Annotated in this window: 14 protein-coding genes; 7 read left to right on the plus strand and 7 right to left on the minus strand. The window is 37.5% G+C overall.

The features are described 5' to 3' along the window. Nucleotides 1–2: 2 nt before the first annotated feature. The 4 genes from rseB to trmN form a co-directional block, all read right to left on the minus strand. Nucleotides 3–971: a sigma-E factor regulatory protein RseB gene (rseB, locus tag D7029_RS13120; protein ID WP_194950883.1), complete on the minus strand. Its 969-nt coding sequence runs from the start codon at nt 969–971 to the stop codon at nt 3–5. Between the two features lie 47 nt (nt 972–1,018). Further along, nucleotides 1,019–1,645, minus strand: a complete 627-nt coding sequence (rseA, locus tag D7029_RS13125) for an anti-sigma-E factor RseA (RefSeq protein ID WP_267463810.1) — start codon at nt 1,643–1,645, stop codon at nt 1,019–1,021. Between the two features lie 38 nt (nt 1,646–1,683). After that, nucleotides 1,684–2,262, minus strand: coding sequence for an RNA polymerase sigma factor RpoE (gene rpoE, locus D7029_RS13130; RefSeq protein ID WP_006533574.1), 579 nt, complete (start codon nt 2,260–2,262; stop codon nt 1,684–1,686). A gap of 295 nt (nt 2,263–2,557) precedes the next feature. After that, nucleotides 2,558–3,313: a tRNA(1)(Val) (adenine(37)-N(6))-methyltransferase TrmN gene (gene trmN / locus D7029_RS13135; RefSeq protein ID WP_194950885.1), complete on the minus strand. Its 756-nt coding sequence runs from the start codon at nt 3,311–3,313 to the stop codon at nt 2,558–2,560. A 262-nt stretch (nt 3,314–3,575) separates the two neighbouring features. Here trmN and srmB point away from each other — a divergent pair, with 262 nt between their 5' ends. Further along, nucleotides 3,576–4,940, plus strand: coding sequence for an ATP-dependent RNA helicase SrmB (srmB, locus tag D7029_RS13140; protein ID WP_227718984.1), 1,365 nt, complete (start codon nt 3,576–3,578; stop codon nt 4,938–4,940). A 172-nt stretch (nt 4,941–5,112) separates the two neighbouring features. Here the strand turns inward: srmB and grcA are convergent, their stop codons facing one another. Further along, nucleotides 5,113–5,496 (minus strand): autonomous glycyl radical cofactor GrcA, encoded by a 384-nt coding sequence (gene grcA / locus D7029_RS13145; RefSeq protein ID WP_023581591.1) that lies wholly within the window; start codon nt 5,494–5,496, stop codon nt 5,113–5,115. A 334-nt stretch (nt 5,497–5,830) separates the two neighbouring features. Here grcA and ung point away from each other — a divergent pair, with 334 nt between their 5' ends. Further along, a complete protein-coding gene (gene ung, locus D7029_RS13150) occupies nt 5,831–6,511 on the plus strand; it encodes a uracil-DNA glycosylase (protein ID WP_194950886.1) in 681 nt (226 codons plus the stop codon). A gap of 117 nt (nt 6,512–6,628) precedes the next feature. Here ung and grpE read toward each other — a convergent pair whose 3' ends face one another. Then, a complete protein-coding gene (gene grpE / locus D7029_RS13155) occupies nt 6,629–7,240 on the minus strand; it encodes a nucleotide exchange factor GrpE (RefSeq protein WP_088495024.1) in 612 nt (203 codons plus the stop codon). 100 nt (nt 7,241–7,340) lie between these two features. Here grpE and nadK point away from each other — a divergent pair, with 100 nt between their 5' ends. The 3 genes from nadK to bamE all read left to right on the plus strand — a co-directional run bounded on the left by nadK (nt 7,341) and on the right by bamE (nt 10,465). Continuing rightward, nucleotides 7,341–8,240 carry an NAD(+) kinase gene (nadK, locus tag D7029_RS13160; RefSeq protein WP_083629114.1) on the plus strand — a complete coding sequence of 300 codons (900 nt, stop codon included), beginning with the start codon at nt 7,341–7,343 and terminating at the stop codon, nt 8,238–8,240. Nucleotides 8,241–8,327: 87 nt separating this feature from the next. Beyond that, nucleotides 8,328–9,989 carry a DNA repair protein RecN gene (gene recN, locus D7029_RS13165; protein WP_194950887.1) on the plus strand — a complete coding sequence of 554 codons (1,662 nt, stop codon included), beginning with the start codon at nt 8,328–8,330 and terminating at the stop codon, nt 9,987–9,989. A 113-nt stretch (nt 9,990–10,102) separates the two neighbouring features. Beyond that, nucleotides 10,103–10,465, plus strand: coding sequence for an outer membrane protein assembly factor BamE (gene bamE, locus D7029_RS13170; protein ID WP_088495022.1), 363 nt, complete (start codon nt 10,103–10,105; stop codon nt 10,463–10,465). Nucleotides 10,466–10,604: 139 nt separating this feature from the next. Here the strand turns inward: bamE and D7029_RS13175 are convergent, their stop codons facing one another. Beyond that, nucleotides 10,605–11,402 carry an IclR family transcriptional regulator gene (locus D7029_RS13175; RefSeq protein ID WP_194950888.1) on the minus strand — a complete coding sequence of 266 codons (798 nt, stop codon included), beginning with the start codon at nt 11,400–11,402 and terminating at the stop codon, nt 10,605–10,607. A 324-nt stretch (nt 11,403–11,726) separates the two neighbouring features. Here D7029_RS13175 and D7029_RS13180 point away from each other — a divergent pair, with 324 nt between their 5' ends. Beyond that, a complete protein-coding gene (locus tag D7029_RS13180) occupies nt 11,727–12,719 on the plus strand; it encodes a 2-dehydro-3-deoxygalactonokinase (RefSeq protein WP_194950889.1) in 993 nt (330 codons plus the stop codon). Nucleotides 12,720–12,759: 40 nt separating this feature from the next. Continuing rightward, nucleotides 12,760–14,067, plus strand: a complete 1,308-nt coding sequence (locus tag D7029_RS13185) for an MFS transporter (RefSeq protein ID WP_194950890.1) — start codon at nt 12,760–12,762, stop codon at nt 14,065–14,067. Nucleotides 14,068–14,097: the final 30 nt, after the last annotated feature.

The raw sequence follows: 14,097 nt of genomic DNA on the forward strand, positions 1-14,097 counted from the left end.
TTTTACTTTTTCGTAAATACAACACTATTAACTATTGCTTGTGCCGTAGGAAACGGTAACTGACCAATAAAGGTAATTTCATTACCTTCTTTGTCATAGGTATAAATTGTATTACGACCATACCTTAACATTTTATCGCGTTCGGGCGAATTAACCTGCTGGCCACTTTTATTAACATAAATAGAGAAGTCAAATAAACCATCACTAAATAAAATCGACTGACTAAATTCAGTTTCAGAAATTTGATGGTTACTACGTTTTACCTCTTTAAAACCCTCAGGCAATTGGCTGACCGACCAGTTATAAACTAACGGTTTAGCTTTAGGTACAAGTAATAAAGGTGGCATATTGACGGTACGTAGAGAATTAAGCTCAGTTTCGACCTCGCTTCCTTCATTAACTGTGATCACTCTAAACTGTTCAATGATGTCATTGTTTTTATCTAAAAGATCGACTCTTAAAGGTAGATATCTTTCTTCATCAATAAACAAAACATAATCATAGCGGTCATTATTTTTTGATAACACACGAACAACTCGGCTTGGAATATCACCAATATGCGTTCTACCCGCATCAATAAAATTATAATAACCCGATAATTCCTTGAAATCTTGGTAAATGATAGAAGGGATATAATCAACGATATGATCATTTCTTAAGCTGAAGGCATCTAAACCGGGTTCAAAATAGCTGATTTCATTGCCACGTTGAACAATTTCACGGCGAGTACTATCCATTTGCATTAATTGTGCAAGTGGTTTGCCATCAATAAGAGTGTGACGGTAGCGAATAGGAACAATACCTTGAGAATTGATATTGATAAAAGATAATTCATAGGTAGAGCTTTGACTTGTCTGACCCATCTTTTGCAACAAAGCCTCGACACTACCTGTTTGAGGTTGCGCCAAGGCTTGTATCGGCATTGACAGGCTGCCCACCAGCAATAAGGTGGATAACCATGATTTTTTCATTACGACTGTTTTATTCCCACACGTTATTTATACATTCACATCTATTATTACTGTGCTGCTGCAGGTTGAGTTTCACCTTGAGCGCTGATTGGCGCTTCATTTTGTGGTGCATTATAGATACGACGATCTAACTCATACTGTTGCAACATTAATCCAAGGCGTTGATTACGCTCTTGTAAACGTGTTTGCTGGTCTTTACCTAAAGTATCATTTTGAAGATTTAAGCTTACAGGCGAACCTGAACCCATAATAGGTTGAGTATTAAATACGGGTGTATCTACTTGGAAATCTTCAGAACCACTTTTTCCATTATATTGCTGAACACCAACAATAACAGCTAATGAAACACAAGCCGCGACACCGATTTGAGTTAACTGACTTGCCCAAGGACGTAACGTTTGTAAGAAAGAGTGCTGACGCCATTGTGATGGCGCAGGTTGCTGCTCTCGTTGTTGTTCAGGACTTATGCGAACAGGTTCATTCTCTAAAGCGAGCGCAACGCGACTTGCGATATCGAAGTGGACTACTTCACCTACATCACCACGCATTGTGTCACGAATTAAATGGTAGCGTTGCCATGTCTCTTTCATAGAGTCATCACGAGCAATTGTACCCATTAATTCTTTATCAAGAACTTCGCCATCCATAAATGCAGAAAGTTTTTCTTTTTGCATGTAAAAGTACCCTTCAGTCAATGATGGTTCACCCACAATTAAAACTCTTGTATTAATGGTTGAACCTTATTATCAATAGCTTCTCGTGCCCTAAAAATACGTGAACGTACTGTTCCGACAGGGCAATCCATAATGACCGCTATCTCTTCATAGCTTAGTCCGTCAAGTTCCCGAAGTGTAATAGCAACCCTTAAATCTTCAGGTAATGACTCTATGGTGTGAAAAACCACTCTCCGTAACTCTTCTGACAACATTAAATTCTCAGGGTTCGAAATTTCTTTTAGTGCATTTGGTGATTCGAAGTTTTCAACATCACTCGCATCTAAATCATTCGAAGGCGGACGTCGCCCCTGTGCAACCAGATAATTTTTTGCTGTATTCACAGCAATGCGATAAAGCCATGTATAAAAAGCACTATCTCCACGGAAAGAACCGATGGCACGATAAGCTTTAATAAAGGCTTCTTGCGAAACATCTGGCACATCGCCCTGTGGTACATAACGGGAAATCAGGCTTGCTACCTTGTGTTGATAGCGGATAACCAGCAAATTAAAGGCTTTCTGGTCACCATTTTGTACCTTTTCAACCAACATTTGGTCCGTTAACTGCTCGCTCATTAGAGATGGACTCTCCCGAAGTCAAGCTTCGCACTATTTTTAAATGACTCCGTCATATTTACTCTCGTTATTCCTTCTCGTTTTATGAGCTACAAGACTTAGAGTGCAAAAATAGTATGAAGTTCAATTCAATCATTATTTTAAGAGATGAATCACAAAAAAATCATCATGGTGATCATCCACCCAAAATGCAATTTGCCAATAAAAAAACGATAACACAATGATATTATTTAAATATATACGATTACTTACAACAATATATATTATCTTAAACAATGTATTATTAAATATAGATTTAATAATACAAATAAAAGTCAGTCACCCAAGAGCGAAACTTGTCAGTGTAATGCCCTTCATTATTACGAATAATAAGTTCATCTATACTACATTCGACACTGCTTTGATTTTGTTTTTGAAAGGCTAACAAAATTCGATGATAAGGTTTATCTGCACTGTCTTTAATATTAACGCGTTTTGCAATATTCCACTCTTTTTTTTCTGCGATTTCAATAAATTGCTCACCAATAGAGTAAGGTAATACAACACAGAACAAACCATCTTCGGTGATAAGTGATTGCGCACTATCCAGCAATCCCTCATGCGTTAAGGTTTTTGTATAACGTGCTTGTTCACGAACATCATTACGACAAGCAATTGCAGGTTCAAAATAAGGAGGATTACTTACAATCAAATCATACTTGTTTTGCGCTTGTTCAGCATAATGATAAATATCATCATGATGGATATGAATAAATGAATGCCATTGTGACTCTTGAGCATTTTCCGTGGCTTGTGATGCTGCCTTTTCATCAAGTTCAATGCCATCAATACACTCAATTTGATTCGCTCGTTGAGCCAGCATTAATGCAATTAATCCACTACCCGTACCAATATCAAGCGCTCTTTTTACATTATCGATAGGTGCCCAAGCCCCTAATAAAACACCATCTGTACCCACTTTCATTTCACACTTATCATGAGCTACAAAAAATTGTTTAAATGTAAAACCACCTTTGCGTAATCCCGCTTTTTTCACTTTCTTTTGATTCATTTATTGGCTCTATTGATTCGTATTACTATCTCTTTTTTATTACTTATCATTCATGTCATTGGAAAAGAGATATATGGTATGATAACGCTTCTGCAACCCCTATCTTAACATTAAACTATTTGTATACGATGCACGCTTATTTAGATTAAGCCTAAAAACAACGAATACCTTCGTCTATCGGTAATATAATGTGATAGCGGTAAATCCTCTGGCTTTTAGCGGGGGATAATGTCAAAATCCGCGCCCTAAACAGAGGTATACAATGACAGCCACGACATTTTCCAGTCTTGAACTTGATGAAAGTTTATTGACCGCATTAGAAGAAAAAGGATATCAACGTCCTACTGCTATTCAAGCAGATGCAATTCCTGCAGCAATGGATGGGCGCGATATTTTAGGCTCTGCGCCAACAGGCACAGGGAAAACTGCGGCCTTTTTGCTTCCAGCAATTCAACACTTGCTTGATTATCCACGTAAAAAATCAGGCCCACCACGTATTCTTATCCTGACACCAACTCGCGAACTTGCTATGCAAGTTGCAGAGCAGGCAAAAGAATTATGTGCGCATACACATTTAGATATCGCCACTATCACGGGCGGCGTTGCTTATATGAATCACGCTGAAGTCTTCAGTGAGAACCAAGATATCGTTGTTGCAACAACAGGTCGTTTATTACAGTACATCAAAGAAGAAAACTTTGACTGCCGTGCGGTAGAAATGCTGATTTTAGATGAAGCAGACCGTATGTTAGATATGGGTTTTGCTAACGATATCGAAACGATTGCAGGCGAAACTCGCTGGCGCAAACAGACATTACTGTTCTCTGCGACATTGGAAGGTAACGCAGTTATTGATTTTGCACAGCGCATCCTCAACGAACCAGTTGAACTTAATGCTGATCCATCTCGCCGTGAACGTAAAAAAATTCAGCAGTTCTATTATCATGCTGATAATCTCGAACATAAAACAGCGTTGCTTGCTGCATTACTGAAGCAAGACGATGTTAAAAAATCGATTGTCTTTGTTCGCAAAAGAGAGCGTGTAAGAGAGCTTGTCACTGCGCTAGAAAAACAAGGTATTAAATGTAGCTACCTTGAAGGTGAAATGGCGCAAACACAGCGTAATGATGCAATCAAACGTTTAGAATCAGGCAAAATGAATGTACTTGTTGCCACAGACGTTGCTTCTCGAGGTCTTGATCTAGATGACATCACACACGTTTTCAACTTTGACTTACCTCGTACTGCGGATGTTTACTTGCACCGCATTGGTCGCACAGGACGTGCAGGCCGTAAAGGTATCGCAATTTCATTAGTTGAAGCTCACGATCACCCACTATTAGGGAAAATTGGTCGTTACGTTCAAGAGCCTATTAAATATCGCGTTGTTGCTGAACTACGTCCAGAAACTAAAGCACCAAGCCTGAAAGCAACATTCAAACCTTCTAAAAAAGTGCTAGCTAAACGCAAAGCGAAAAAAGAAGAAGAGAAAAAAGCGGTTAAAGAAAAAGTGCGGACTCGCGATCGTAAAAATATCGGTAAACGTCGCAAAGCTGTTACTGAGCATACAGAAAAGAAAGTGGCTCCTACTGCACCAGCAAAAGAAACGAATACTGATAACGAATAATCTGTACTCTTTTTGATCTTATAAAAAACCGTAGCTATATAACATAGTTACGGTTTTTTGTTATTCTCTCTTTTTTCTTATTTTATATAGAAAAATAAAAAAATAGATAAATAGAAAAAAAGCCCGATATCTTCATATCGAGCTTATTATTAACTTATGACTTTAGTGAAAATTACAGACTTTCAGTGAAAGTACGAGTAATAACATCACGTTGCTGTTCTGGAGTCAGTGAGTTAAAACGCACTGCATAGCCAGAAACACGAATAGTTAATTGAGGATATTTCTCAGGATTGTTAACAGCATCTTCCAGTGTTTCGCGGCTTAATACGTTAACATTAAGGTGTTGACCACCTTCTACACGAACAACCGGTTTAGATTCTACAGGCACTTCGCGGTATTCGATATTGCCTAACTCTTTACGGTTAATCACTTGGCCTTCTTCAAAGCCTTTTTTAGCACAGATGCAACGAGCTTCGCCGTTTTCATCATCTAATAACCAGAAAGAATGTAATAAATCGTCGTTATCAGCTTTAGTAATTTGGATACCAGTAATCATTTCGACCTCCAATTTGGGCGCAAAATCAAATTCCAATCTCATATCAGAACTTGGGTATTTGGTCTAACCAATGTTTCTGTCTACTTATATACCAGTATAAATGGCGTCATTCTTTGATAAATATCAATAAAATTCATAAGCACTTTAGCCCATAAGGTGCAAAGTGTTGTTTTAAATCAACAATCATTTATAGCTGATTTGCAATTTTTTTTGTAAATTTTCAAATAAAAGTTGAGAAATCAATTAATTCTTATTTTTAGGTCGTAATATTTTCATTCCCCTGATGAAATCGGTAAGCTTAGACACTATAAGATATCAACAAGGATTTTAGGTTATGACTACACCATTAACTTGGCATGATGTGATAGGCACTGAAAAAGAAAAGCCTTACTTTCATCAAATTATGTCTCAAGTCGCACAACAAAGAGCCGCAGGTAAAATCGTTTATCCACCTCAAGAAGATATTTTTAATGCCTTTCGTTTTACGCCTTTTGATAATGTGAATGTAGTTATTTTAGGGCAAGATCCTTATCACGGCCCTAATCAAGCACATGGACTCTCTTTTTCAGTACGACCGGGCGTGCCAGCGCCTCCTTCGTTAGTCAATATGTATAAAGAGCTTGAAAAAGAATACCCTGATTTTAAACGCCCTAACCACGGCTATTTAGAAAGCTGGGCAAAACAAGGTGTTTTATTACTTAATACAGTATTAACAGTAGAGAAAGGCCAAGCACACTCTCATGCTAACTATGGTTGGGAAATCTTTACTGATGCAGTAATTGAACAGATCAATCAGCGTCGAGACGGGGTTATATTCTTACTTTGGGGCGCTCATGCCCAGAAAAAAGGACGTTTTATTGATACCAATAAACACGTTATTTTAAAAGCACCTCATCCATCACCACTCTCTGCCCATAGAGGCTTTTTAGGTTGTGGTCATTTCAAACAAGCCAATGATATTTTACAACAGCAAGGTCGCACACCGATCAATTGGCATCTTGATCCTATTGAATAATATCGCCTTATAAAACATAAAACCGCACAATAACAAGAATATTAAATAATCTTCGTATTGTGCGGTTTACTTTATCTACATGTAATAACTCATGTGATAACGAATGTTTTATCGATATTATTTAGAAACGATAACCATAGCTGGGCGTAATAAACGACCGTTTAAGGTATATCCTTTTTGCATAACATCAACAACATGATTAGACTCATGTGCTGGGCTATCAATTAAAGTCATCGCTTGGTGAACTTCAGGGTTGAATACCACATTTTTTTCTTCAACCACTTCGATACCAAATTTACGAACAGCATCTAAGAATGATTTCAGAGTTAATTCTAACCCTTCAATCATTGGCTTTAATGATTCATTTTCATGATCAGCCGCAGATAAAGCACGCTCTAAATTATCGAGTACAGGCAATAACTCATTAGAAAACTTCTCAAGCGCAAATTTATGTGCTTTCTCTACATCTTGTTGAGTACGGCGACGAATGTTCTCAATTTCAGCTTGAGCACGGATCATGGCTTCACGCTCTGTCTTTTGAGATTGCTCAAGTTGTTTTTCAAGAGAATCAACACGCGCTAATGCTTCCACTAATTCAGCTTGAGCATTAAAGTCCGCTTGTGCTTCTTCGGTCATTGTTGGCTCTTGAGACTCATTCATTGCAGATTCCATTCCTTCTTTTTCTTTTGAGACTTGCTCTTCATGTACATTTTGTTCTTTACTACTCATGAACATCTCCGCGTAGTTTTAGTATTCATCTTCATATTTAGTTTATTATGGGGATCAATAAACGGGTTTCAAGGAATTGGCGCAAAACGAGGGTAAAAAAATGCCAGATAATACCGTAACGGAAGAAAAACACTTTAAATGCATTGGCATTGTTGGTCATCCACGCCATCCTGAAGCAATTTCAACTCATGAAATGCTCTATCATTGGCTATTGGCTCAAGGCTATGACGTTATTATTGACACACAGGTTGCTCAAGAACTAAAACTAGAAAATGCACAAACAGGTGATTTAACACAAGTTGGCAAAGTCGCCGATCTTGTTATTGTTGTTGGTGGTGATGGCAATATGCTTGGCGCTGCGCGCGTTTTATCTCGTTATAATATCAAAGTGATTGGTGTTAACCGGGGAAATTTAGGCTTTCTTACTGATCTTGATCCTGATAATGCCTTACAGCAATTAACCAATGTATTAGCAGGACACTATCGTGAAGAAAAACGGTTCTTACTTGAAGCTCGGGTCTGCGCTGAAGGTCAAAGAACACGCATTGGTACAGCAATCAATGAAGTCGTTCTTCATCCCGGTAAAGTCGCTCATATGATTGAGTTTGAAGTTTACATTGATGATCGCTTTGCTTTCTCTCAACGTTCTGATGGCTTAATTATCGCAACACCAACGGGATCAACCGCCTACTCACTTTCTGCGGGTGGCCCTATTTTAACGCCAAACCTTGATGCTATTGCGCTTGTGCCTATGTTCCCACATACCTTATCAGCGCGTCCTTTAGTTATCAGCAGTGATAGCCAAATCCGCTTAAAATTCTCACAAACAAATATCGATTACGAAGTCAGCTGCGATAGCCAATTAGTGTTACCGATTAAAGAAGGTGATGAAGTTATTATTAAGAGAAGTCGTCAAAAACTCAATTTAGTTCACCCAACTGATTACAACTATTTTAATACACTCAGCTCAAAATTAGGTTGGTCGAAAAAAATGTTCTAATTTTTGTGCCTCCCTACTTTACTGTATAAAAAACCAGTTTATACTGTATGTAATTACAGATATTTTTTTATACACAGGAGAGGCACTATGCTGACTCAATTAACCATTAGTCATTTTGCCATAGTCCGTGAACTTGAAATCGATTTTTCTGGTGGCATGACCACCATTACAGGCGAAACTGGCGCAGGTAAGTCTATTGCAATTGATGCTCTAGGTTTATGCTTAGGTAACCGTGGTGATGCCAATATGGTGCGCCCAGGTGCAACTAGAGCCGATTTATGTGCACGATTCTCACTCTCTGATACGCCATCAGCACAACGCTGGCTTGAAGAACATCATCTTGATGATCATAACGAATGCCTATTAAGAAGAACTATCTCTACTGATGGGCGTTCTCGTGGTTTTATCAACGGCACTTCCGTACCTCTTTCACAATTAAGAGAGCTTGGTTCATTACTTATTCAAATTCATGGGCAACATGCTCACCAGCAACTGTTAGAACCTCGCTATCAAAAACAACTGCTTGATATCTATGCCCATGAGCCTGCTTTATTAAAAAACATGAAGTCGGCTTATCAAACATGGCATCAAAGTTGCCAAACTTTAGCTGCTTTTCAACAACTCTCTTTAGAACGGGAAGCAAGGCAGCAACTGGTTGATTACCACTTAAAAGAGCTCAATGAATTTCAACCAGTACAAGGTGAGTACCCAGAATTAGATCAAGAATATAAACGTCTTTCTAACTGCGGCCAGTTTTTAACGCTAAGCCAAAATAGTTTACAAATTTTAAGTGACAACGAAGAGCAAAATATTTTAAGTATGCTCAATGTGGCTAAACATGAAATTACTGAACTAACCTCAATGGAAAGTCAGTTCAATTCATTATTAGAGATGCTAGAAGAAGCCACTATCCAAATTAGTGAAGTGAGTGATGAGCTTCGTCACTATAGTGATCGCTTAGAGATGGACCCTAATCGCTTATTTGAAGTAGAAAAACGCATGTCTAAGTATATTAGTTTGTCACGTAAACATCGCGTCGCGCCTGAAGAACTCTATGATCTTCATCAGCAATTAATTGAAGAGAAGAATGCCCTACTTCGTCAAAATGATGATTGTGATGCTTTAATAGAACAAGTCAAAGCTGACCACTTAATTGCATTAGATGTCGCAAAACAATTACACCAAGTTCGCCAACAATATGCGAGTGAATTAAGTCAACTTATCACTAACAGTATGCATCAGTTATCTATGCCTCATGGTTATTTTACTGTTGATACCCATTTTGATGACAGCTCACTGCAAATCGATGGCGCCACAAAAGTTGAATTTAATGTCACCACAAATCCGGGGCAACCTCATCAAGCACTTTCTAAAGTAGCTTCAGGCGGTGAGTTATCACGTATTGCACTCGCAATCCAAGTGATCACAGCCAAAAAAATGGATACTCCAGCACTTATTTTTGATGAAGTTGATGTGGGTATCAGCGGTCCAACGGCAGCTATTGTGGGTAAATTACTACGTGAGTTAGGCGAGTCTACTCAAGTTATGTGTGTCACTCATTTGCCTCAAGTTGCAGGTTGTGGTCACCAACACTATTTCGTCAATAAAGAGACAAATGGTGAAGAAACAGAAACAACCATGAAACTGTTATCGAAAAAAGAACGCCTACAAGAGCTCGCTCGTTTATTAGCAGGTAGTGAAGTCACCAAAAATACCTTAGCAAATGCAAAAGATTTGTTGGCTGCATAACGATTAACAAACTTTTATTGATATTTAGGGTCATAGGCAGAGCGTGAAAGGTTTTCAATTGCTGCGTTGTCGATTATCATCGTCACTATGACCCTAAAAGGAATGTAATAACCATGCGTTTTAAACTGTTAAAAGTTGCCGCCTTATCTTTAGTCGTAATGACTTCAGGTTGCTCTATGTTCGAGAGACTGGTTTATCACCCAGATATCAATCAGGGAAATTATTTAACGCCAGCCGAAGTCGCAAAAGTTCAGCAAGGAATGACACAGCAGCAAGTTCAATTTGCCCTTGGTACGCCAATGCTTAAAGATCCTTTCGGAAGCCAAACTTGGTATTATGTTTTCCGCGAAGAGCCTGGTCATCAAGAAGTACGTCAAGAGACTCTTACTCTGACTTTTGATAGCAATGGCATACTGACTAAGATTGATAAGCAAGGCAATATGCCTAACTTCTCAGCACCAGCGACAAAATCGTAATGCGATTACAGTGCTAAGAAAACTTAGTTTTGTATAAGATTGGCAAAAACGAATTGCACCCCATACGTTAAATATGACGTTGGGGTGTGTTTTTATCTATTGATTAACCGCAGCAATACAAAGAAGTGTGCTTTTATTACTAGAATTCACTATAAAGTTTTTTACCTCGATACCCAATATGGCAAGATAAATCAAGGGCTGCTGCAGAAATTAATTCTCCCAAAAAAGTGATCCTCTCTGGATTATCTTTTATTTTTGTAAACAGACTAGCAATGCTAATTGCGGCTTGCGCTTTACCATAAGCATTATAAATTGGTGCAGCCACGCAAAATACATCCATGTTATGTTCACGATCATCAATAACATAACCTCGTTGACGAGATTCCATAATAATTTTAAAGAATTGTTTCTCATCAGTAATGGTATAAGGTGTAATTGGTTTTAATCCCCCCATACGCGTAATAATATTTTTTATACTTTCATCTGGCATTGTCGCTAATAAGGCTTTTCCTAATCCTGTACAATACATCGGATTATTAGAACCAATACCTGCTGAAGTGCGTACAGATTCTGGGCTTTCAACTTTATCTAAATAAACAAGTAACCCATCATTTTCTATAGCTAAAAATGAGGTCTCTTTTGCTTTCTCAGATAAAGTTTCTAAAACCGAACGCGCTGCTTTATGCAATGGAGTCTGATCTAAATACACAGAACCCGTTTGAAATAATTTGAGCCCTAATTTAAGTGACTTGACTCTTTCGTTAGCAAGATCTAAATAACCTTTATCTAATAGTGTCGTAATGATATCGAATGCGGTACTTTTAGGAATGTCTAATTGTCGGCTAATTTCCGATATGGTGAGCTCATCAGGGCTCTTTGCCACTAACTCGAGCATATCTAACGCTCGAGCAACAGAACGATTAATCTTTTTTTCCACGATAGTTAGCTCTTTAATTCTAATAGTTATTTATCTTATACAAGATATTGATAATTAACAATTGAACAGTATGGTGCTTTATATTTGTTCAATCAAAAGCTCTCTCCCTGATTTCAAATTTATCTTTTTTTTATAAAAATCACGCCCTCACCCAAAAAATAAAATAACAATATAAATCAATTAATTAAATTTCTCATTCAATCAAAAGTGTGAGGTTGATCGTATTGTAATAAAAAAGACAAACATAAATAAAAAGTATCGAATATCATAGATCACATATACGAACTCAATCCGTAAATGCGGACAATAAATACAGAGGTTACTATGTATGTAGTTACAATTGACACGGGAACAACAAATACACGAATTTGTATTTGGAAAAATGATGCTGTTTTAGCTAAATCTTCACGTCCTATAGGTGTGAGAAATACGGCAATTACAGGAAATACTCATACTTTAATTAGCGCGATAAAAGAGGCTATTGAAGAAGCTTTAGAGCAAGCAAAAATTTCTTCTGATGAGCAAATTACTTATTTAGCCTCTGGAATGATCACCTCAAATTTAGGCTTACATGAAATCTCTCACTTAGTTGCACCTGTTGGGCTCAACGAAATCTCAGAAAGAATAAGTTCTAAAATTATACCGGAGATAAGCTCTCAACCTATTTGGTTTATTCCTGGTGTAAAGAATAATGCAGATTTAGTGACTTCAGATAATTATGAAGCTATGGATATGATGAGAGGTGAAGAAACCGAAGCAATAGGCGTTTTAGACTCTAATCAATTACAAGGACCTGCTCTTATAGCCCTACCAGGTTCACATTCTAAGTTTGTTAAGATCGATCAATTTAATCGTATTGAAGGTTGTATTACGACAATTGCGGGTGAGTTATTAGATATCATCACAAAAAATACTATTTTAGCAAACTCACTACACGATCAATTTGCTAATGAAATAGATAAAGAGGCCCTTTTACTTGGAGCAAAAAATAACCTGCAAGTTGGATTAGCACGTAGTTGTTTTTCAATTAGAGTACTAGATATGTTTGGCGATTTAACAATAAATCAAAAAGCAAATATCTTACTTGGCTCTATTTTACAAGAAGATCTGCAAGCAATAAAAAATAGCAAAGCACTCAACTTAACTAAACAGACCAAAATAGTGATTTGTGGAAAATCAATATTAAGGGATGGATTAGCTGAGTTAATTAAACACGATCCTTATTTCATCGGAGAAGTTATTACTATTGATAGTACACAAACACCACTTTCCCTACATGGTGCTTTAGCTATCGCTAAACACAAAAATATCATTTAGATATTTATATCCTACAAAAAATAATAATTGCAGGTATTGAATGATGAATAATAAAAATACAGTAACAAAAAAGAGAAGCAATAAAAGATGGTTTGTTGTTTTTCTATTATTAATAGGCGGAATTATTAATTATATCGACAGGGCAAGTCTATCTATTGCCGCACCAGATATGATGAAAGATCTCAATTTAACAAATACTGATATTGGTTTAATGGGCTCAGTATTTGCATTAATTTATGCTATGTGCCAATTACCTTCAGGCTGGTTAGTTGACCGTTTCGGCCCTAAAAAAATATACGCTTGGGCTATTGCCCTATGGAGTGGTGCCACAATGCTGACTGGAGCTTGTAGTAGCTTAGCAACATTGCTATTTGCAAGAGGCATTTTAGGCGTAACGGAAGCACCATGCTGGCCCGCAGCTGCAAAAATCACAGCAACTTGGTTCCCTAAAAAAGAAAGAGCGCTTGCAACTGGTTTTTGGGATGCGGCTTCTAAATGGGGCCCTGCTATAGCGCCTCCAATTTTAGTCGCGATTATAGTTCCTTTTGGTTGGCGTGGCTTATTTTATATTGCGGGATTAATAGGTTTAGTTTTCGTATTATTATTTTTATACCTTTATCATCAACCAGAAAAACATCCAACAATTAGTAAAGAAGAATTAGATTATATTAAAGAAGGTGGCGGTGGCACTGAAGAAAAAAATAGTGAAACTGAAATCAAAATAAAATGGGCTTCATTATTTAAATTTCGCTGTATTTGGGGAATGATTTTAGGTTGGTTCTGTTATGTATGGATGATGAATATTTTCACTACCTTCTTGCCACTTTATTTAATGAAAACTCAAAACGTTGAATTAAAGTCATTAGGTATTTTAGCCAGCGTTCCTTATTTTGGTGGAATTGTCGGTGCTATTGCAGGTGGATATATTTCTAAATGGTTAATTGATCGTCAAATATTTAAAGATTCACTTATTGCTAAAAGAGCAACAATCAGTATTGCAGCATTATTAGCGGGTGCCACAGTTGTTGCTGTTCCTTTTGCAACCAGCTTAATGTCAACAATGGTGTTGTTGGTTATTGCGATGGCATTACTTTCAGCTGTATCTGCAACAGGATGGGCATTACCAGGTGATGTGGCTCCAACATCTATGGTTGGTTCTGTTGGTAGTATTCAAAATTTCGGAGGTTATTTTGCAGGATCATTATCACCACTCGTCACTGGACTTATTGCTGATGCGACAGGCTCATATACTCTTGCTTTTGTAAGTGGTGGAATTATTGCTGGCTGTGCAGCACTTTGTTACTGGTTTATTGTGAAAGAACCTATAACTCCTGTAAAAGATTTATAGAATTTAATTTTAAAACAAAGCGTTACAAAC

Origin of the sequence: Proteus vulgaris (genome assembly GCF_016647575.1) — a bacterium.
Classification (GTDB): domain Bacteria; phylum Pseudomonadota; class Gammaproteobacteria; order Enterobacterales; family Enterobacteriaceae; genus Proteus; species Proteus mirabilis_B.